Genomic DNA, 21,356 nt, shown 5'->3' with positions numbered 1-21,356 from the left:
GAGCGCATCGTGATGCGCAGTGGCCGCGCCGGTTCAGGTCGACGCGCGAACCTGCACGGCCGCGAGCGCGCGCCCACAGGCGCGGGTCCGGGCGGGAGACGACGCGTGTCAGTTCTTGCCGTCGAACAGTTCGCGGCCGATCAGCATGCGGCGGATCTCGTTGGTGCCCGCGCCGATGGCGTAGAGCTTGGCGTCGCGCAGGATGCGGCCGGTCGGGTATTCGTTGATGTAGCCGTTGCCGCCGAGCGTCTGGATGGCTTCCAGCGCCACCTGCACCGCCGCCTCGGAGGCGTGCAGCAGACAGCTGGCTGCATCCACGCGCGAGCTGTGCCCGGCGTCGTAGTCCCGGGCGACGGTGTAGGCGAACGCGCGGCTGGACTGCAGCGCCGTGTACATGTCGGCGATCTTGGCCTGCATGATGCCGAAAGTGCCGATGGCCGCGTCGAACTGCTTGCGCTCGCGCACGTAGGGCAGGGCGATGTCGAGCGCGGCCTGCATCAGGCCCAGCGGACCGCCGGTCAGCACCAGACGCTCGGTGTTGAGGCCGCGCATCAGCACCTTGACCCCGCCGTTGACCTCGCCGAGCACGTTCTCCGCCGGAATCTCGCAGTCCTCGAACACCAGCTCGCAGGTGTTGGAGCCGCGCATGCCGAGCTTGTCGAGCTTCTGCGCGGTGCGGAAGCCCGGCATGCCCTTTTCGACCAGGAACGCGGTCATGCACCGGCTGCCCGCGTCCTTGCCGGCGGTGCGCATGTAGACGATCAGCACGTCGGCCTCGGGGCCGTTGGTGATCCACATCTTGTTGCCGTTGGCCACCCACACATCGCCGCGCAGTTCCGCGCGGCAGCTCATCGAGCCGACGACGTCCGAACCCGCGCCCGGCTCGCTCATCGCCAGCGCGCCCTTCCATTCGCCGGTGCAGAGCTTCGGCAGGTAGTGCTGGCGCTGCGCCTCGGTGCCGTTGGCGTAGAGGTTGGCGACGCACAGATTGGAATGCGCCCCGTACGACAGGCCCACCGAGCCCGACGCGCGCGAGATTTCTTCCATCGCCACCAGATGCGCGAGATAGCCCATCTCGCTGCCGCCGTATTCGCCCGGCACGGTGATGCCGAGCAGACCCAGTTCGCCGAGCTTCGGCCACAGGTCCTGCGGAAAGGTGTTCTCGTGGTCGATCGCCTCTGCGCGCGGGGCGATCTCGGTCTCGGCGAACCGGCGCACGGCATCGCGCAGTGCATCGAGGTCGTCACCGAGCGGGAAAGTACGCATGAGGTCTCCTGGTACGGAACGCGGCCACGGGCGTGGCCGCTGCGCGTGATCGCGCGAAGAAGAGAGCCGGCGCCGCGCATGTGCGGGTGCAGCATGTGCGGAGGCCGGAGACGACGATGGGGCCGAAGCCCCATCGTCAAGTACGGATCAGCTGCCGCCGCGGATCCGGCCCTGGAAGCGCGGCTGCGCGCGTCCGAGCGGGAGCTTGAGCTTGCCGATGACCTCGATCCGCTCCTCGGCCAGGCGATCGGCCGCGCGGTAGGTCGGGATGCCGTCGCGCTCGGCGATCTCGAAGATGCGCGTGAGGTTGTGGTAGATCGTGCGCATCATGCGCATCGCACGCTCGCGGTTGTAACCGTCGATCTCGAGCGACACGTTCATCACGCCGCCGGCGTTGACCGCGTAGTCGGGCGCGTAGAGGATGCCGCGCTTCTCCACTTCGTCGCCGATCGCGTTGTTGGCCAGCTGGTTGTTCGCCGCGCCGCAGATGATCTTCGACTTGAGGCGGGGCAGGGTCTTCTCGTTGACGGTCCCGCCCAGCGCGCACGGCGAGTACACGTCGGCATCGACGTCGTAGATCTCGTCCAGGCCCACGGCTTCGGCGCCGTACTCGCTGACCGCGCGCTCCACGCGCTCCTTGTTGATGTCGGTGACGAAGATCTTCGCGCCGCGCTCTTTCAGCAGCTTCACGAACTCGATGCCGACGTGGCCCAGACCCTGGACGGCGTAGCTGTAGTTGCCCACGTCCTCGTTGCCGAACTTGCGGTTCAGCGCGGCCAGCAGTCCCTGCAGCGTGCCGTACGCGGTGAAGGGCGACGGATCGCCCGAGCCGCCGTGCACCTGGTGCACGCCGGTGACGAACTGGGTTTCGCGGTAGACGTATTCCATGTCGTTGACGTCGATGCCGACGTCCTCGGCCGTGATGTAACGACCGCCCAGCGATTCGACGAACTGGCCGAAGGCGCGGAACAGCGCTTCGGACTTGTCCGTGGCCGGGTCGCCGATGATCACGGCCTTGCCGCCGCCGATGTTCAGGCCGGCCACCGCGTTCTTGTAGGTCATGCCGCGCGACAGGCGCAGCACGTCGTTCAGCGCGTCCTGCTCGGACTCGTACGGCCACATGCGCGTACCGCCGAGCGCCGGGCCCAGCACGGTGTTGTGGATCGCGATGATCGCCTTCAGGCCCACATCCTTGTTGTGGCAGAACACGACCTGCTCGTGGCCGTAGGTGTCGAGGTGCTCGAAAATCATTCAAAACTCCGTCGCGGGCGCGGGGCCCGGCACGTGTGGTGGCTGGAGCGGCGAGGGGGCTGAAGCGATCGGCCGGTGCGGCCGGAATATCGGACAGGGCCGCGGTGGTGGCGATGTGGGGCGGCATTTTACGCCGGTCGTTCCGGAATTGGTTGAAGACGCAACCAATCACCGCGATCACCATTCAGATCAATGGGTTGAAGCGTCCGGGTCGCGCCTGTTCAGGCTGTTGCGACGCAGCAATCGCGCGGGCGGGCGCCACCCGGTGCCACGGAGCGATGCGCGCGTGCGCGCCGCTTCGCCGCCGCCTGGGATCTCACGTTGCATCTCTGGTGATCTGGTGGACGCGGATGCGCGTTTCGACACCGGACGCGGTGTCGTCCGTGCCGCTCGATGCGGGGCGAAGGGCGCGCGCGTCCGCCATGCGGCCCACGCGGTCCTCGGTAGCGGCCGCACGCACGCCGCGGCCGACGGCCGGCGCTCGCCTAGAGCTGCGACTCGATCGGCAGCCAGCGCACCACGTTCGCCGTCGCGCGCTGGCGGCGGGTGCTGTCGGGCTCGTTGTCGAGCACGCTTGGCGGCGAGGCTGCGCGGTCGAGCCAGCGCGTGCGCCCGTCGGCATCGAGGAACACCCAGTAGCTCATGTCGGCGCCCACCAGGTGCAGGTATTCCTCCAGCAGTGCCGCGCCCAGCTCGGGATCGTCGAACAGCACGCCCATCTCGGTGTTGAGGTTGGCCGAGCGCGGATCGAGATTGAACGAGCCCACGAAGCCACGCGCGCCGTCGATCAGCACCGCCTTGGTATGCAGGCTGGCGCCGCTGCTGCCGAACACGCTGCTCGCGGCCTGGGCGTCGGCCTGGCTGCGGGTCTCGAACAGATGCACGCCGCCCTCGAGCAGCTGCCTGCGGTAGCGCATGTAACCGCCGTGCACCGCGACCACGTCGTTGGCCGCCAGCGAGTTGGTCACCACCGAGACGTTGACGCCGCGGCGGGCCAGCGCCACCAGACCCTCGGCGCCGTCCGCGCCGGGCACGAAGTAGGGCGAGATCAGCAGCGCGGCGCGTTCGGCGCCGGTGATCTGGTCCATCAGATGGTCCACCAGCCAGTTTTCGCGGTCGTCGCCGCGCCACTTGATCGGCGGATCCGACAGCACCTGCACGCCCTCGGTCCAGATGGGGGTGAGTTCCTGCGAGAAGTAGCGCCGCACGCTGGGCGAGACGTCCATCGCGTCGAGGAACTTGCGCGCCTCCTCGCTTTCGGCCTCCTCGTGGATCTGTGCCAGCACCTCGCGGATCGTCGACGGGCGCTTGCGGTTGAGCGCGGCGATCGGAATCGCCGCCTCGCTGTTCCAGAAGTCGTCGAAGATCGTGCTCGCCTGCGCGACCGCCGGCCCGAACAGCACGATGTCGAGATCGTGAAAATTGAACTCCTCCGCGGCGCTGAAGTACTCGACGCCGATGTTGCGCCCGCCGACCACGGCCACCCGCCCGTCGGCGATCCACGCCTTGTTGTGCATGCGGTGGTTCACGCCCCAGGCGCGCTGCACCATTTCCAGCAGGCGCAGCACGCCGGTGCGGTTGCGGAACGGGTTGTAGACGCGCAGCTCGATGTTCTCGTGCGAATCCATCGCCAGCAGCGTGGCGTCCATGTTGCCGATGCCGACGTCGTCGAGCAGGATGCGCACGCGCACGCCGCGCTCGGCGGCGGTCCAGGCCTCGTTGGCGAGCATCCGACCGGTCAGGTCGTCGTGCCAGATGTAGTACTGCAGGTCCAGGCTGCGTCCGGCCTGACGCGCGGAGATCGCACGCGCGGCGTAGGCATCGATGCCGTCGGGCAGCAGGATCGCGCCGGTCTGCCCGGGGTGGCGTGCGAGCAGGGGCACCAGCTCGCGGTCCAGGGCGGTGTCGGCCTCGGCCAACGGCAGCGCCGTGCTCGGCCGGCCGCTCGCCGGCGGCAACAGGTGGTCGGCGACGAAGATGCTGCTGACCGCCATCACCAGCAGGGTGAACAGGCCCCAGCCGATCAGCTTCTTGACGCGTTTCTTCATGGTGCGAGGGCCCCTGTGATCGCGGCAAGCATCGCAGATTCGTGTGCAGGCCGTGCGGTGGCTGCGATACTCGCGGGCTCGGTATTCGGGGCGACGCGATGACGGCGATGGCGGATCAGGTGGTGCTGGTGACGGGCGGGGCGCGCGGCCTCGGCGCGGCGATCAGCCGGGCGTTTCTCGGTGCCGGCGCGCGCGTGGTGGTCAATTTCCACCGCAGCGCGGATGCCGCCGCGGCCCTGGCGGACGCGGCCCCGGGCCGCGCGCTCGCGCTGCAGGGCGACGTCACCGATCCGGTCGCCATGCGTGCGCTGGTGGAGAGCGCGCAGGCGCATTTCGATGCACCGGTGACCACGGTCGTCAACAACGCCCTGGCCGATTTCCGCTTCGACGGCGACGCCCGTCCGCAGGCCGATGCGATCACCTGGCCGCGCTTCGCCGCGCAGTTCGAAGGCAGCGTGCGCGGCGCGCTCAACACCGTGCAGGCGGCGCTGCCGGGCATGCGCGGCGCCGGCGGCGGGCGCGTGATCAACATCGGCACCAACCTGTTCCAGAACCCGGTGGTGCCATACCACGACTACACCGCCGCCAAGGCGGCCCTGCTGTCGCTCACCCGCACGCTGGCGGCCGATCTCGGCCCGGACGGCATCACCGTCAACATGGTTTCGGGCGGCCTGCTGCGCACCACCGACGCCAGCGCCGCGACGCCCGAGGCCGTGTTCGACCTCATCGCCGCCAGCACCCCGCTGCGCCGCGTCACCACCCCGGCCGAATTCGCCGACGCCGTCTTGTTCTTCGCCTCGCCCTGGGCCCGCGCCGTGACCGGCCAGAACCTGGTCGTGGACGGCGGCCTGGTCAAGGACTGAGGCGCCGCGCGAGCGCGCGCCGGCTGCTCGGATCGCCGGTACCGCGCGATCGTCTCGCGCCTGTACGAGCGCTCGGGCGCGTCCGGAAAGCTCGTCGCACCCGAACAGGCGCCTGCACGGCGCGGTGTCGCGAGATGACCACGAGCGGGCAGGGCGCGGCGGCCCCGATCGCCCACGCGCTCGCACCGCCCCGACGCCGTTGCAGGAGCGCGCCCTCGCGAGGGTGTCGCCGGCAAGGCCCGGCGCGTTCGCCGCCCGGATCGTCGCGCACGGTGCGATCCACCGGGAGCAGAGTGTCACCGAGGCATCGCGCCTCCACGCCGGACCGTCACCCGGGCGGTGCACACTGCACCCGGGGGATCCGGGCCGGGATCAGACGCCGGTCACGTTCAACGCAGGGACGGAGACACCCGCATGGCCACCCGAAGAAGCGGCACGCGCCGCAACACCACGCCCACGCCCCGGCTGCTCGACGCACGCCCCGACACCGCCGATTTCCGTGACCGCATGTTCGAGCCCAGCCTCGTCGACGTGCCCAGCGTGATGCCGCTGGCCCGGTTCACCGCGCTCGGTGTGCCGGTCCTCGACCAGGGCGAGGCGGGCGCCTGCACCGCGTACGGTCTGGCCACCGTCGCCCACGCCCTGCTGCGCCGTCGCCGGCCCGAGCCGGTCACCGAGCGCGTGAGCACGCGCATGCTCTACGACATGGCCCGCCGCTACGACGAGTGGGAAGGCGAGGACTACGAAGGCTCCAGCTGCCGCGGCGCGATGAAAGGCTGGCACCGCCACGGCGTCTGCGCCGAGGACTGCTGGCCCGGCACGCCCGGGCCGCTCGAGGAGATCCTCACCGAGGAACGCGCCCGCGCCGCGCAGGAACATCCGCTCGGCGCCTACTACCGGGTGAACCATCGCGACCTCGTCGCCCTGCATGCGGCCTTCGCCGAAGTCGGGGTGCTCTACGCCTCGGCCGCGGTGCACGACGGCTGGCTGGCGCCGCCCGCGAGCGGCGTGATCGACTGGGCCGAACAGCCCGTCACCGGCTACCACGCCTTTGCAATCGTCGGCTACGACCGCGACGGCTTCTGGCTGCAGAACTCCTGGGGCACGCGCTGGGGCAAGCGCGGCTACGGCTGGGTGAGCTACGACGAATGGCTGCAGCGCGGCACCGATGTCTGGGCCGCGCGGCTCGCGGTGCCGGTGCGCCTGCAACGCGCGCAGGCCACCGCGGCCAGCAATTCCAGCATCGCCCGCCAGTCGAACGGCTACGCCCAGGCCGACCTGCGGCCGCATGTCGTGAGCCTCGGCAACGACGGTCGTCTGCGCGCCAGCGGCCGCTTCGCCACCGGGCAGGACGCGGTGCGCAACATCATCCGCGAGGACCTGCCGCGCATCACCCGCACCTGGCCGAAGAAGCGCATCGTGCTCTACGCCCACGGCGGCCTGGTGCCCGAGCAGGCCGCCATCCAGCGCGTGGCCGACCTGCGCGAGCTGATGCTGCCGCAGCAGGTCTACCCGTTGTGCTTCGTGTGGAAGACCGATTTCTGGAGCACGCTCGGCAACCTGTTGCGCGATGCGGTGCGCCCGCGCACCGAAGGCCTGCTCGACCGCGCCAAGGATCTGCTGCTCGACCGCATCGACGACACCATCGAGCCCCTGGCCCGCGCGCTCGGCGGCCGCGCGCTGTGGGAGGAGATGAAGGAGAACGCCCGGCTGGCCACCACGGCCGTGGTGCGCAACGGCGATGCGCTCACCGAGGCCGGCGGCGCCGCCCAGGTGGCGCGTCTGCTGGGCGAATGGATGCGCGCCGATCCGACCGTCGAACTGCACCTCGTCGGCCACAGCGCCGGCGCCGTCCTGCTCGCGCCGCTGGCCCAACTGCTCACCACCCGGGGCGTGGTGGAGGCCGGTCCGGCCGCCGGCATGCAGGGCCTGGGCCTGCCGGTAGCGAGCGTCAGCCTGTGGGCGCCGGCGATGACGATGGCGCTGTTCGAGCAGACGTTCGCGCCGGCGCTGACTGACGGCCGCATCGGTCACGGCGCGCTGTTCACGCTGACCGACCGCGCCGAGCGCTACGACCACTGCGCGCGCATCTACAACAAATCGCTGCTGTACCTCGTGGCCCATGCTTTCGAAGCGCAAGCGCGCAGCTGGGTGCGCAGCACCCACCGCGAGGGCACGCCCTTGCTCGGCATGGCGCGCTTCATCGAGGCCAACGGCGCCATCCGCGATCTGCTGGCCACCGACCGCCTGGACTGGATCCAGGCGCCGGTGCAGGGCCCGCCGGCGGACGCGGCGGATGGCAGCACCGCCACCAGCCACGGCGCCTTCGACGACGACCCCGCCACGCTGCAGGCCACGCTGGCCCGCATCACCGGCGCTCGCACCGCGGCCGGGCCGGTACGCCTCCATCGCTCCGAAGCCGGCCTGGCCGATTGCCGCCGGCAGCTGTGCGAGGCCCTGGACACGCCGGTCCGGCGGTGAGCCTGGCGTCCGGCCGGGTCGGGGCGCGGGAGTCGAAACGTGCGGCCGATGGATGCCGGGGGAGGGCGGCGCGACGCCGGGTTTGAAAATACGAACGTTCGTGCTATTTATCGCGGCATGACCCCCGTGCCCGCCACCAGCAAAGGCAGTGCGACCCGCGAGATGATCGTCGAGCGCGCCTATGCCATCGCCTCGCGCCAGGGCCTCGAAGGCCTGTCAATCGGCGATCTGGCCGGCGCCGCCGGCATGTCCAAGAGCGGGGTCTTCGCCCATTTCGGCTCGCGCGAGGAGCTGCAGCTCAGCGTGCTCGACTGGACCGCCGCACGCTTCGCCGAAGTGGTCGTGGCGCCGGCATTGGCACGGCCGCGTGGCCTGCCACGCCTGCGTGCGATCGCCGAGGGCTGGTTCCAGTGGGTGCTGGACAACCCTGACGGCTGCGTGATGCTCGGCGCGGCCAACGAATACGACGCGCGCCCCGGTGCCTTGCGCGAGCGCACCGTGCGCTGGCTGCAGCACTGGCGCCAGCAACTGGCGAAGGCTGTCGGTATGTGCATCGATGCCGGCGAGCTGGCCCCGTCGACCGATCCCATGCTGCTCGCCTTCGAGCTCTTCGCCGTCACCGAAGGGCTGCACACCGCGCGCCTGTACGACCCCGACCACGCGCGCCAGCTCGCGCTGCGTGCGCTCGACCGGCTGCTCGCGTCCTATGGCGCCGGCAACAACGGCCGCGCGTCGACCCCGTCTCCCACCGCCTGACCCCTGGAATCCGCCATGGCCACCGCCGCCGCGTCCTCAAATAGCACGACCGTTCGAAAACATGCCGGGCTCGCGCTGCTGCGCTGGCGGTTCCGGCTGGGCAGCTGGCTGGCGCCCGCGGGCACGCTGCAGCGCGCATTCGATCTGTTCGGCACGCCGATGTCGGCCTCGCGCGAACGTGCCCGCAATGCCGACACCGGCGGCGCGCGCCTCCGTCGCCTGCCGCTCGGCCGCGAGCAGCTGACCGTCTACACTTGGGGCGATCCCGGCACCCGGCCCTGCGTGCTGCTGGCCCACGGCTGGTCGAGCTACGGCCTGCGCTTCCTCCCGTGGGTGGCGCCGCTGCAACGCGCCGGCTATGCGGTCGTCGCGTTCGACCAGACCGCGCATGGCCGCAGCAGCGGCCGCCGCGCCAACCTGCCGATGTTCGTCGCGGGCGTGCAGGCCGTGGCCGCGCATCTGGGCCCGCTGGCGGGCGTGGTCGGGCATTCGCTCGGCGGCGCGGCCGTGGCCATCGCGCTCAGCCGTGGCCTGCAGGCCGAGCGGGCCATCCTGCTGGCGCCCGCGGCCGATCCCGTCGACGCCGCCCGCCGCTTCGCCGGCGTCATCGGCCTGGCCCAGCACCTGACGCGGCGCATCTTCGACGACTACGAGGCGGTGACCGCGCAGTCGGTCGCCGACCTGCAGGCCCATGCCACCGCGCCGCGCATCGCGCGCCCGGGGCTGGTGGTGCACGACCTCGAAGACCGCGACGTGCCCTGGGCCGAAGGCGAACGCTACGCGCGCTACTGGCCGCAGGCGCGCCTGCTCAGCACCACCGGCCTGGGCCATCACCGCATCGCCAATGATCCGGGTGTGGTCACCGATGCGATCGCCTTCCTGCAGGGCGATACCGTCGGCCAGCGCGTGGTTTCCACCGGCGCGCTGCCGTTCGGGGTCTGCTGAGCGACGGAGGCGTACGCATTCCTCGACGTAGGCGCGAGCGCGCAAACGCGGTCGGCCCGAATGCGTGAACGCACATCCGGTGCCCGCAGTCCGCGGGTCCGGCCATGCCGTCTGCGGCCGCCCGCATGGCCGACCGCTCGCGCGTGGCCTGCGTTCTGCACGCCCCGGCCCGTGCCCGCACCGGGGTGCCTCGCCACGGTGTTCGCGCGCGAGCGCGTCTACGAACGCGCGGATCGGCCGAGCCGTCAACAACGCGATCGGACTGCCGCGTCGCAGCGCACCTCACCTCGTCTCGAGCGAGGCCTGCAAGGCCGTCGCCAGTGCCGCATCGCCGCTGACCAGATCGGTCCAGCGCAGCACCAGACCCTTGCGTTTCCCCTTGGGCACCAGCGTCAGCCCGTCCGGGTCGATCGTCAGCGTATAGGCCTGGGCATCGATCTGGACCTCGCGCTTGAGCGGCTTGTCGAGTGGGGTCATTCCAGGAACTCCGCTGCATCGAATGCCGATGCTGCGCGCAAGGCTGTCGACGGATGGCAAAGCGAGGCCGGCGCTCGGCCTGTCGGAAAGTCCGCGCGGGCCACGTCGATCAACCGCAGCGTGCCTGCATTCCCGCGCCTGCGCCGCGCTGGGGAGGTCTGAATCACCCCGTCATCCCGCTGCGCTCAAAGCACGCGTGTCCGCTCAGGCGGGGATCGTGCGACGTCGGGCCTTCAGAACGCGAGGCGCTGGATGCCCGCCCTTACCGGAAGGACGGCCGAAAGCGGACGCGTTCGACCATCCGTAACCGCAGCGTCCGCAAACGCCCGGCATCGATGACGATCCGCCGTGTTCCGACACCCGACGTTCCCGCAGGCCGGAACCCGGCGTCGCGCCACGGCGCCGCGGCGCCTCCCACGCGCCTTGCAAGGAGCGGCGCGGGCGCGTTGCGGCCGGTGTTTTGCCGCACCGCAGCATGCTTTCAACTGAAAACGTCAAGGCGCCCACCGCTACAATCGGCCCATCTTTTTTTCCCGCAGGAGCGCGCCATGAGCACGCCGGCCAGCCAGATCGATTCCACCGCCACCGCCGCCCGCGCCGACGCCTCGCCGCTGCGCTTCGTCACCGCCGCCAGCCTGTTCGACGGGCACGACGCGGCCATCAACATCATGCGCCGGCTCATCCAGTCGCAGGGCGCCGAGGTCATCCACCTCGGCCACAACCGCAGCGTCGAGGACGTGGTGCGCGCCGCGCTGCAGGAAGACGCCGACGGCATCGCGCTGTCCAGCTACCAGGGCGGCCACGTCGAGTACTTCAAGTACATGGTCGACATGCTCAAAGAGCGCGGCGCCGGCCACATCCGCGTGTTCGGCGGCGGTGGCGGCACGATCACGCCCGAGGAAATCCGCGAGCTGCAGGCCTACGGCGTCGAGCGCATCTACCACCCCAACGACGGCATGAAGATGGGCCTGGTGGAGATGATCGAGGATGTTGTTGCGCGCGCAGCGCGCAACCGTGATTCGTCATTGGTGATTGGTGATTCGAACGAGCACCTCAACCCGACGATCGACGACGAAATCGGCATCGGCCGCGTCCTCAGCGCCATCGAGGACGGCGTCTACTCCGAATCCGAGCTTGCACTCATGCGAAAGGGCTGGGCGAACCCGCGCTCTTCCCAATCACCAATCACCAATCACGAATCACAACGGGCCACGCCCGTCATCGGCATCACCGGCACCGGCGGCGCCGGCAAGTCCTCGGTCACCGACGAACTGCTCAACCGCTTCCTCGCCAGCTTCCCGCAGATGCGCATCGCGGTGATCTCGGTCGATCCCACGCGTCGCCGCAGCGGCGGCGCGCTGCTGGGCGACCGCATCCGCATGAACTCGCTGCGCAGCCACCGCGTCTACATGCGCTCGATGGCCACGCGCCGCCAGAACGTCGCCACCAATGCAGTGCTCAAGGACTGCATCGGCTTCCTCAAGAGCCTCGCCTACGACCTGGTGATCGTGGAGACCGCCGGCATCGGCCAGTCAGATTCGGAGATCGTCGATCTGGTCGATTTCCCGATGTACGTCATGACCAGCGACTACGGCGCGGCCAGCCAGCTCGAGAAGATCGACATGATCGATTACGCCGAGCTCATCGTGCTCAACAAGTACGACAAGCGCGGCGCCGAGGACGCGCTGCGCGACATCCGCAAGCAGTGGAAGCGCAACCGCGTGGCGTTCCAGACTGCGGACGAAGACGTGCCGGTGTATCCCACCATCGCCAGCCAGTTCAACGACCCCGGCGTGAGCTGGATGTTCGCCAACCTGTGCCGTCTGCTGCGCGAGAAGACCGGCGCCGGCAGCGCGGGGCAGTGCAGCTTCGAGCCCAAGCTCGACACCTCGCTCAAGGAGCCGCGCGCCACGGTGCTGATCCCCGGTAGCCGCGTGCGTTACCTCGCCGAGATCGCCGAGCAGGGCCGCCGCATCAACAGCGACATCGAGCGCCAGGCCGAGGCCGCCGACCGCGCCCAGGCCATGTGGCAGGCGCTGCAGGAACTGGGCGACGACAAGCTGCCCAAGGCCCTCGACCTCTACCACTCCGACGACGTGCAGCCCGCGCGCAATGCCCACGCCGCGCCCCCTGCGGGCGAGGGGGCCGGGATGACCACCGTCGTCGACAGCCCGTCCCCGGCCGTGCCCGCCGACCCCGTCCAGGCCGGCACCGCGCCCGATGTCGGCACCGCCAGTGCGGGCCATGGCGAGGCATCCGCCGCCCACCCCGTCGACCGCTCGCTGCTCACCCTGCGCCAGCGCTACAACGACGCCATCCAGGCCCTCAGCAGCGAATCGCTGAAGCTCCTGCGCGAGTGGCCGCAGCGCCTGAAGTCCATCACCGACGAGTTCACCGAGTACCAGGTGCGCAACAAGTCGATCAAGGTCGACAACTACCGCGACTCGCTGAGCCACCAGAAGATCCCCAAGATCGCAGCCCCCACCTACAAAAGCTGGGGCGAGCTGCTGACCTTCCTCGGCAAGGAGAACCTGCCGGGCAGCTATCCCTACACCGGCGGCGTGTACCCGTACCGCCGCACCGGCGAAGACCCCATCCGCATGTTCGCGGGCGAGGGCACGCCCGAGCGCACCAACCGCCGCTTCCATTACCTGTCCGTCGGCCAGCCGGCCGCGCGTCTGTCCACCGCCTTCGACAGCGTCACCCTGTACGGCGAAGACCCGGCGCCGCGCCCGGACATCTACGGCAAGATCGGCAACTCGGGCGTCAACATCCCCACGCTCGACGACATGAAGAAGCTCTATTCCGGCTTCGACCTGTGCGCGCCCACCACCAGCGTCTCGATGACCATCAACGGCCCCGCGCCGATGATCCTGGCGATGTTCATGAACTGCGCCGTCGACCAGCAGGTGGAGAAATACCTCAAGGCCGACGACGCCCGCTGGGCCGAAGCCGAGAAGAAAATGGATGCCTTCTTCGAAGGCCGCGAGCGCCCGCGCTATCACGGCGAGCTGCCGCCCACCAACGACGGCCTCGGCCTCGGCCTGCTGGGCGTGTCCGGCGACCAGCTCGTCGACGCCGAGACCTACGCCCGCATCAAGGCCGAAACCCTCGCCACCGTGCGCGGCACCGTGCAGGCCGACATCCTGAAAGAGGACCAGGCCCAGAACACCTGCATCTTCAGCACCGAGTTCGCGCTGCGGATGATGGGCGACATCCAGCAGTACTTCGTGGACCAGAAGGTCCGCAATTTCTATTCGGTGTCCATCTCCGGCTATCACATCGCCGAAGCCGGCGCGAACCCGATCAGCCAGCTCGCCTTCACCCTGAGCAACGGCTTCACCATCGTCGAGTACTACCTCGCGCGCGGCATGAAGGTGGACGACTTCGCGCCCAACCTGTCGTTCTTCTTCTCCAACGGCATGGACCCGGAGTACACCGTCATCGGCCGCGTCGCCCGCCGCATCTGGGCACGCGCCATGCGCGAGCGCTACGGCGCCAACGAGCGCAGCCAGATGATGAAGTACCACATCCAGACCAGCGGCCGCTCCCTGCACGCGCAGGAGATCCAGTTCAACGACATCCGCACCACCTTGCAGGCGCTCTACGCGCTGTTCGACAACTGCAACAGCCTGCACACCAACGCCTACGACGAAGCCATCACTACGCCCACGGAAGAAAGCGTGCGCCGCGCCGTCGCCATCCAGATGATCATCAACAAGGAAATGGGGCTCAACTTCATCGAGAACCCCTGGCAGGGCAGCTTCGCCGTCGACTACCTCACCGACATCGTGGAAGAGGCCGTCTACAAGGAGTTCGAAGCCATCAGCGAGCGCGGCGGCGTGCTGGGCGCCATGGACACCATGTACCAGCGCGGCAAGATCCAGGAAGAGTCCATGTACTACGAGCACAAGAAGCACGACGGCTCCTTGCCCCTGGTGGGCGTGAACATGTTCCTGCCCAAGGAACACGCCGGCGAGATCGCCACCGAGATCGAGCTGATCCGCAGCACCGAGGACGAGAAGGGCCAGCAGATCGCCAACGTCCAGGCCTGGCAGACCAGCCGTAACGCCGTCGCTCTGCCCGCCGCCGCTGCCTCCGCTCTTCCCCCTCTCCCCCAGGGAGAGGGCCGGGGTGAGGGTGCTTCTACAGCCGACGTGTCAGATACCGAACACCTGTCGTATCTTCAGCGCACCGCCCGCGAGCGCAAGAACGTGTTCGCGGCGCTGATGGAAGCGGTCAAGACGCACAGCCTGGGGCAGATCAGCCATGCGTTGTATGACGTGGGTGGGGAGTATCGGCGGAATATGTAGAACTGTCGTCGCGATTTTCCTAGGAGTTACATCTTTGACTGAGCCAAGGAGTGGGCGTTATGTTTTTCACGGTATTAAGTGGGAGCGTGCCGGCAGGCGCGCGTGATCGCGCGTTTCTCGTTACCGACCGCTGGGATGACTGGGGCAAGTACAGAACGCAATTCTATCTTCGAGTTGCTGATGAGTTGGGTGTTGTACATGACGTGGGGGCGGTAAAAATCGGGCAGGTTGGACTAAGGCCTGCAGGGACAGTCGAGCCCGGACAAAGGGCGCCTGAAATCGGCACCGATTTTGATGCGCTGAACGAGCAATTCTTTTCGCTTGGGCAGGGTGAAGACTACTATGTAACGTTGAATTCGCTCAGTGAGGATCTGAAGAGGAGGGTTCTCATAGGGCTTAGAGATGTCGCGTATGACTTAGAACTTTTTGATGCACACTTGGATGAGACAGTGATGTCGGAGTCCTTGCTTCGCGATGTTCACGAAGCAAGTGTGAGGAATCGCTTCAACCGGATCACTCGCGGGGATGCCAGTCTTACGCGGTTTCATTTTAAATATCGGCTTCCGTTGCCGGAAGGTGTGCCTCCCGCAGTGATGGATTTTGAGGTGACACCTGAATCCATACCTCCGACCAATGTTCATGTTTTGATTGGCCGCAACGGCGTTGGGAAAACGCGATGCATGCGCGGCCTCGCTGAGGCTTTGTTAGGTCGTGAAAATATCGCTAGGCCGAGTGGAGAGATTGAACTAGTTAGGAGTCCACTTGAAGACTGGTCTTTCGCAAGATTGGTTCTTGTTTCATTTAGTGCTTTCGATGACTTCGAGCTAAGTCCGCTGGAGAGCGACCGAATAGGATGCGCGCAAGTGGGTCTTCATCGTCGCGAGGGCGATCAGCAGAGGGCGACGTCGGGGATTAAGTCGGCGCCAGAATTGGCGGTGGATTTTCGAAAGAGCCTAGCTCGCTGTCGCTTGGGTCTTTCAGCTCAACGCTGGAGAGACGCTGTACAGACTCTTGAGATTGATGATCTTTTCGCAGAAGCAAACGTAAGGGCACTTATTGATCAGCCGTCAAGCCCTGATTGGGATGAGCGAGCAGAGGATCTGTTCAAACGCCTGAGTTCGGGTCATGCCATTATTTTGCTCACGGTAACTCGCCTTGTTGAGCTTGTAGACGAGCGCACTCTTGTGCTCATAGACGAGCCAGAAGGGCACCTCCATCCGCCGCTTCTTTCAGCTTTCATAAGGTGTCTTTCAGATTTGCTCGTTAAAAGAAATGGAGTGGCCATTATTGCAACGCATTCGCCTGTAGTGTTGCAAGAGGTTCCCCGTCTGTGTGCGTGGAAAGTGAGGCGAAGTCGCGACGTTTCAGTAGTGGAGCGGCCTACTATCGAAACTTTCGGAGAGAATATCGGGTTGCTGACAAGGGAGGTCTTTGGGCTGGAGGTGACTAGGGCTGGATTTCATCAGCTTCTGCAGAAAGCAGTCGATGAGCATCGGGTCTACGAGCGGGTGGTTAATGCTTTTGACGCTCAATTAGGTGACGAGGCAAGAGCGATAGTTCGTGCGCTAATTGCACAGCGCGGGGAGACCTGACGTGCGGCGTCTTACACCTCCCGGGATGAATGTAGAAGCCACATTGAGTGCATGCATTGGAAGCATTAGGGATGCAGATCTTTCTGGTCGGCTTGCTCTAGTGAAGGACTTCATTGTTTCAGCAGAGCTCGATTACTCAAATCATGGTGCGGAAGGAAGCCTGCATCTTGTGGAAGGGGCGGATGGCGTTAATGGAACTGTTTCTACTGCTGAGATGGAGCGTGTGTACAAGGGGACTTTTGTTAAAAGTAAGGCGACTCGTGAATATTATGGGGCCATTAAATCAGCGTCAGAGAACGATATCTGTCCGCTTTGCTCGCAGAGAACGATATCGCAACTGGATCATTATTTGCCGCAGTCGGCCAACCCTGCTTTTACAGTGACTCCTCTGAATCTCGTTCCCGTTTGTAGTGAATGTAATAAGACAAAGCTTGCGCTGCAAGCAGCGGTGGCTGGTGATCAGACATTTCACCCCTACTTCGAGGATGCGGACGATGGTCGCTGGCTCTTTGCGGAAGTTTTGGAAACAACGCCCGCTGCACTTGTATTCAGGACAAGTCCTCCAGATAACTGGGGGGCTGTTAAATCGCAAAGGATCTCATCTCATTTTAGAATATTTAAGCTTGCAGAGCTTTATGCATCGCATGCTGCCGTTGAGATAAGCGATATTCGATTCGGATTGATCAGTATGTCTCGTAGAAACGCTCCGCATAAGATTAGCGCCCACTTGCGCGAAGTCGCTTTAAGTCGCGCTGCGGCACATGCGAATTCGTGGCGTCGTGCTGCTTATGAAGCCTTGGCTGATTCCCAATGGTTCTGTGCCGGGGGCTATCGCTAGCAGTCGAGATAGGGTGGTGGATTCACTTCTTTAGGATGAAGCCGCGCGAGCGGCGACGTACGCCAGTTAGGGGGATGGCATGCGACAGGGATTGAAGCGAGTGGCGCATCGTCGGGACGATGCGCTGACAGGAGTGCGGTGGGACCGGCTGGAGCATCTGCTCGCCGCGTACTACCGGGATGCGGGGTATCAAGTCACACATGTGGGGACGGGCGCGACGGCGGGCCGGTTCGATGGCGGCGTCGATCTCGAACTGCGGCGCGAAGGGCGGCTGTTGCTGGTGCAGGTCAAACACTGGAACGCCTGCCAAGTGCCGCACAACGATGTGCATCAGCTGATCGGCGTAATGGTCAACGCCAAAGCCGACGGCGCGATCGTCGTGACCAGCGGTGAGTTCACCCGCGCCGCCGTCGAAGCTGCCGCCAGGAACGACCAGGTCCAGTTGATCGACGGCGATGAACTTCGCGCCATGCTCGGCCCGCTGCCGGACGCACCACCTGTCGCAACCCGCTCTGACGAGACACTTGCCGCCCAAGTCGGCGAGCACCTGTTGAATGCCGCGCTCAGTCGAGCCATGCCTGTGGGACGCAAGGCCGCGAAGTCTTATGCCGAAGCCACCGGCACCGGGCGTTAACGGGGTCAGGTTCACTTATCTAGTATGACGCCGCGCCAGCGGCGACGTAGGCCAGTCAGGGGGACGGCATGCGACAGGGATTGAAGCGGGAAGTTAACGGTGCCAGGTTCACTCATCTACGAGCGGTCCTGACGAAGCGCGGATCGGTGCTGTTGATGTTGTGTGTGGCGGCGAGCGCGACGCTTTCAGCCAGTGAGCCACAGCTCAACGATATCGTCTTGGCCGGTGAGCGCCTGGACAGCATGATTGCCGAGACGTTGAAGCACGGCACGTTGCCTCGGCGCGCCGACCCGGCCGTTGCGGATGTTTTGGGCCGCATGTCTGATGTCCAAGTGTTGGCTCAACACCCATTTGGGCCCGCAGACTTTGAGACCCTGGTCCACGTCTGCCATGTGCCGTTAAGTGCAATGACCCGGTATGCGTCCTTTGGCTGGGAGAGTCAGTCTGAGGCGATTACTGATCCGGCAGAAATGCTTGCGACAATGCAGCAGGTCTTTCTTGAGAACTCCAGTCGGTTTCGGGATGAGCTTGTCCTGTTGGCGCCGGTCTTGGTGCGCTGCATGACCATCCAGCTATCGCTATTGGCTACGCGCCTTGATGTGTTGGCTGACGAAGAGTGGACTGACGTCCGATTGAACGGACTTCGCCAAACCAAGGTTGGAGCCGAAGCCCTCTACCTCGGTGGGTTGAGCACACTTGCCGATGAGCGATTGGCAGCCGCGGACCGTGAGCGTTTGCGCAAAGAGCTGGTCGTGGCAGCAACACCAATGTCGCGCACGCTGCCGGTAGCAGCACGTCTCAGGGTGCTGGCCTCCGTGATTCAGGTGGAGAAGAGCGCCGATTCCGATGCGCGTAGGGACCTGGAAATCATTCGCCACACGTTTTCCGATGCGCGTTGCGACGGTCTGTGTGCAATCGGAATTTAAAGGGGCGCAGGTCAAATCAGCAGTAACGGGGTCAGGTTCACTTATCTAGGATGACGCTGCGCGAGCGGCGATGTAGGCCAGTCAGGGGAACGGCATGCGACAGGGATTGAAGCGGGTGGCGCATCGTCGGGACGATGCGCTGACAGGGGTGCGGTGGGACCGGCTGGAGCATCTGCTCGCCGCGTACTATCGGGAAGCGGGCTATCAGGTCGAGCATGTGGGGACGGGCGCATCGGCTGGTCGGTTCGATGGCGGCGTCGATCTGAAGCTGCAACGCGATGGTCGGGTCGTGCTGGTGCAAGTGAAGCACTGGAACGCCTACAAGGTGCCGCACAATGAGGTGCATCAGCTGATCGGGCTGATGGTCAACGCGCGCGCCGATGCCGCGATCCTTGTGACCAGCGGTGAGTTCACCAAGGCCGCGATCGAGGCCGCGACCCGCAACGGGTTGGTCCAGCTTATCGATGGCGACGAACTTCGCGCCATGCTGGGGCCTTTGCCAGAGGCGCCGCCCGCAGCACGCACCGCCGACAGCCTGGCCGCGCAGGTCGGAGAACATCTGCTGCACGCTGCCATGGATCGCGCCTTGCCGGCTGGCCGCAAAGCGGCAACGTCTTGGGCCAAGGCCACTGCCGCCACACTGGCGCTGAAGGGTTTTGCCCTCGTCGTGATGCTGCTGATCGCCTATCAGGTGATCCAGGCACTTGGTCGAAATCTCGACCAAAGCCTGCAGGCCGTCGGCCGACCTGCGACTGCGTCCATCCAGCGTCCCGCACCAGCGCCCCAGTTCGTGCCGTCGCGCCCGGCCGTCGCGCCCACGCCTGCAGTCGCGAGCTTCTGCATCGATCAGGATCCGCGCACCGGTGCCAGTGTCGACCGCTGCGCCGAACACGCCGCACGCCCGAAGCCAACCCTTGCAGAAGTGCGCGAGTCGCAACGCAAGGCGGACGCGGCTATGGATGTTCTGCGTGCTTCTACACCTGAGATGTAACTCAATCTTGAGTTTTTTCAGTTGAGCATGGCTATGGCTGTAATAGAAAACCGAAGCGGAGACGTAATGACAAGTACGAAACTCGACGAGATCTTTTCTTCAATCGAGCAGAAGTCTTCAGAGCTGTCAGAGTGCGGGAAGACGCCTAGTCACTGGAGCTTCGATGTACGAAGTCACCCCGGAACGCCAGTTGAGATCGTCGTGATCGGGTGCAACCCCGGTGAATCAGCCGCTCTTGCGGCGGATTGGGACGGAAGGACGATACGGGAGGAGTCCTCAAGATCGAATTTCCAGCACGCGCTGAGTGGCCGGGCACTTGCGGCCAGTCGAAGCTGGTCGACCCGTCTGTCGAAGATCACGGGCGGTCGCAGCGTCGCTTACACAAACGTCTTTCTCTGGAGTTCAAGGGACCGCAAGAAGCATTTCAAGCTGAGGTACGGAAGCGATTTAGAGAAACAAGATCAGCTTCTTAAATTCTGCGCTGATGCCAACCAGAAGTTGCTCGCGCTGCATAAGCCCAGGCTCGTTATCGTGGCTGGGCTCGGGCTTCTGAAAGTGATGGAAGAGCACTACAAGCTGAAAGCGAGCGATTCTGACTCAGGCGGCGGGAGGCGGACCGTAGTCGAGCTTCAAGGTGGCGAGCAGGCGTGGATAGCAATTCCGCACCCGACGGGAGCACGGCCTTCCAGTGCACGTCTCGAAGAGATTGCTTCTTTCGTGGACGGGCGATTCTCACAAGCCTGATTCCCTATGAATTGGCGATCCGTGACACAAGCTGCCGCACTGAAGGATTTTTCGCCGCAGTGCCTTGACCATTCGTTTCACCCGTAGCAGACTCGATCCCAAGGAGCGTCGAAACTCCTCGTACAGCGGTCCCCACCTCCGTCAAACCGGTGGGTTTTTTGTGCCCGTGCGCTTGTTCGCGGGCATGGACCGACGCGATGCCTGCGTCGGGAGGGCGGCTAATACAACACCCTTCGGGGAAATACGCCCGCCGTCTGTACGCGGTTTCGAACCTCCCGACTTCCCGTCCTCCGTCTGGCGGACGGGCACTTCATGGAATGAGGAGACGACGATGTCGAAGTTCGAGACGGAAGATCGCGGCGCGCTGGGCTATTTCCTGAGCGAGGACGGCCAGTCCCGGTTGCGCAAGCTGCACCAGCACATCGGGTTCCTGGCGCGCCTGGCGGAGCCACGCGTGGACGAGGAAGAGGACGGCCCCGAGATCGATCACTCCGCGTTGGCCGGCTGCCTGGAGCTGCTGGCCGAGCAGGTGCAGCAGGTGCTCGATACGGTGGCCTGGCCGGCGCGCCTGCAGCCCAAGGGCAAGCCGCTGAAGGTGAGGCCGCAGGCCGACGATGACGACGCCGAGGACGCGGATGAGGCCGAGGACGACGCGGCGCCCGCCACAGCCTCCGCTGACGATGATTACGCCTTCGGCATGACCCTGGACCAGCTGGACGAGCTGCACCGCCTGCTCGATCTGCTGCGCGCCCAGGGCGATCTGATGATGGCGAGCGGCGAAGGCGATGTGGCCAAGGAGACCATCATCGTGACGGGCTCGGCGATCTTCGATGGCGCCGAGGCCGTGGACGCCATCATCAACCAGGTGGAAGCGCAGATCCTCGACGACGACGACCCGCGCGCCAAGCCCCGGCGTGTGCGTGAAATGCCGCCGGCGTACGGTGTGCGCACCGTCGCGGCCGCTGAGCCGAAGGCCCAGCACCGCGCCGAGCTGCACTGAGCTCAACGCCACCCGCCGCCGCGCTGGTGCGTGCTGCGGGTGGCGTCTCGGTTCGAAGGACGACGCAAGTCGATGTGTTCTCTTCCATGCGCGGGTCGCGCGTGACCTGGCCGCGTATCCGTCGCCTTCGGTCACTGAACTGTTGCGGCGCAATTGACCTGCCCCCAGTAGCCGTACCACGAGTTACTGGGAGAGCCCGGGGTTGAAGGGTACTTTGGGTTGGTGGGTTTG

The 21,356-nt window shown here is 65.9% G+C and carries 16 protein-coding genes; 12 read left to right on the top strand and 4 right to left on the bottom strand.

What is annotated here, in order from left to right:
• Nucleotides 1–108: 108 nt before the first annotated feature.
• The 3 genes from PQS31_RS14425 to PQS31_RS14415 form a co-directional block, all read right to left on the bottom strand.
• On the bottom strand, nt 109–1,266 hold the full coding sequence (locus tag PQS31_RS14425) for an isovaleryl-CoA dehydrogenase (protein WP_272763448.1): 1,158 nt from the start codon (nt 1,264–1,266) through the stop codon (nt 109–111).
• Between the two features lie 147 nt (nt 1,267–1,413).
• Nucleotides 1,414–2,517: a Glu/Leu/Phe/Val dehydrogenase dimerization domain-containing protein gene (locus tag PQS31_RS14420; RefSeq protein WP_272763447.1), complete on the bottom strand. Its 1,104-nt coding sequence runs from the start codon at nt 2,515–2,517 to the stop codon at nt 1,414–1,416.
• A 485-nt stretch (nt 2,518–3,002) separates the two neighbouring features.
• Nucleotides 3,003–4,565: a phospholipase D family protein gene (locus PQS31_RS14415; RefSeq protein WP_272763446.1), complete on the bottom strand. Its 1,563-nt coding sequence runs from the start codon at nt 4,563–4,565 to the stop codon at nt 3,003–3,005.
• A gap of 98 nt (nt 4,566–4,663) precedes the next feature.
• Here PQS31_RS14415 and PQS31_RS14410 point away from each other — a divergent pair, with 98 nt between their 5' ends.
• The 4 genes from PQS31_RS14410 to PQS31_RS14395 all read left to right on the top strand — a co-directional run bounded on the left by PQS31_RS14410 (nt 4,664) and on the right by PQS31_RS14395 (nt 9,610).
• Complete coding sequence (locus PQS31_RS14410; protein ID WP_272763445.1) at nt 4,664–5,428, top strand: 3-oxoacyl-ACP reductase; 765 nt, start codon at nt 4,664–4,666, stop codon at nt 5,426–5,428.
• A gap of 414 nt (nt 5,429–5,842) precedes the next feature.
• The gene (locus tag PQS31_RS14405) at nt 5,843–7,909 is read left to right on the top strand and encodes a C1 family peptidase (protein ID WP_272763444.1); all 2,067 of its coding nucleotides are present in this window, start codon (nt 5,843–5,845) and stop codon (nt 7,907–7,909) included.
• A gap of 117 nt (nt 7,910–8,026) precedes the next feature.
• Nucleotides 8,027–8,665 carry a TetR/AcrR family transcriptional regulator gene (locus PQS31_RS14400; protein WP_272763443.1) on the top strand — a complete coding sequence of 213 codons (639 nt, stop codon included), beginning with the start codon at nt 8,027–8,029 and terminating at the stop codon, nt 8,663–8,665.
• Between the two features lie 15 nt (nt 8,666–8,680).
• The gene (locus PQS31_RS14395; protein WP_272763442.1) at nt 8,681–9,610 is read left to right on the top strand and encodes an alpha/beta hydrolase; all 930 of its coding nucleotides are present in this window, start codon (nt 8,681–8,683) and stop codon (nt 9,608–9,610) included.
• A 282-nt stretch (nt 9,611–9,892) separates the two neighbouring features.
• Here PQS31_RS14395 and PQS31_RS14390 read toward each other — a convergent pair whose 3' ends face one another.
• Nucleotides 9,893–10,087 carry a hypothetical protein gene (locus tag PQS31_RS14390; protein WP_272763441.1) on the bottom strand — a complete coding sequence of 65 codons (195 nt, stop codon included), beginning with the start codon at nt 10,085–10,087 and terminating at the stop codon, nt 9,893–9,895.
• Between the two features lie 548 nt (nt 10,088–10,635).
• Here PQS31_RS14390 and PQS31_RS14385 point away from each other — a divergent pair.
• The 8 genes from PQS31_RS14385 to PQS31_RS14350 all read left to right on the top strand — a co-directional run bounded on the left by PQS31_RS14385 (nt 10,636) and on the right by PQS31_RS14350 (nt 21,125).
• Entirely contained in the window at nt 10,636–14,400 is a 3,765-nt protein-coding gene (locus PQS31_RS14385; protein WP_272763440.1) for a methylmalonyl-CoA mutase family protein, read from the top strand.
• 59 nt (nt 14,401–14,459) lie between these two features.
• On the top strand, nt 14,460–15,992 hold the full coding sequence (locus PQS31_RS14380; RefSeq protein WP_272763439.1) for an AAA family ATPase: 1,533 nt from the start codon (nt 14,460–14,462) through the stop codon (nt 15,990–15,992).
• Between the two features lie 100 nt (nt 15,993–16,092).
• Nucleotides 16,093–16,830 carry a hypothetical protein gene (locus tag PQS31_RS14375; protein WP_272763438.1) on the top strand — a complete coding sequence of 246 codons (738 nt, stop codon included), beginning with the start codon at nt 16,093–16,095 and terminating at the stop codon, nt 16,828–16,830.
• A 79-nt stretch (nt 16,831–16,909) separates the two neighbouring features.
• Nucleotides 16,910–17,464, top strand: a complete 555-nt coding sequence (locus tag PQS31_RS14370; RefSeq protein WP_272763437.1) for a restriction endonuclease — start codon at nt 16,910–16,912, stop codon at nt 17,462–17,464.
• 146 nt (nt 17,465–17,610) lie between these two features.
• Nucleotides 17,611–18,390 carry a hypothetical protein gene (locus tag PQS31_RS14365; protein WP_272763436.1) on the top strand — a complete coding sequence of 260 codons (780 nt, stop codon included), beginning with the start codon at nt 17,611–17,613 and terminating at the stop codon, nt 18,388–18,390.
• Between the two features lie 94 nt (nt 18,391–18,484).
• Nucleotides 18,485–19,381: a restriction endonuclease gene (locus PQS31_RS14360; RefSeq protein WP_272763435.1), complete on the top strand. Its 897-nt coding sequence runs from the start codon at nt 18,485–18,487 to the stop codon at nt 19,379–19,381.
• Between the two features lie 66 nt (nt 19,382–19,447).
• On the top strand, nt 19,448–20,125 hold the full coding sequence (locus PQS31_RS14355) for a hypothetical protein (RefSeq protein WP_272763434.1): 678 nt from the start codon (nt 19,448–19,450) through the stop codon (nt 20,123–20,125).
• A 331-nt stretch (nt 20,126–20,456) separates the two neighbouring features.
• Entirely contained in the window at nt 20,457–21,125 is a 669-nt protein-coding gene (locus PQS31_RS14350; protein WP_272763432.1) for a hypothetical protein, read from the top strand.
• Nucleotides 21,126–21,356 lie beyond the last annotated feature (231 nt).

The organism is Luteimonas sp. BLCC-B24 (genome assembly GCF_028550595.1).
GTDB lineage: Bacteria > Pseudomonadota > Gammaproteobacteria > Xanthomonadales > Xanthomonadaceae > Luteimonas.
Note: the sequence above shows the minus strand (reverse complement) of the source record. Positions and strands in the feature narration are given on the sequence as shown.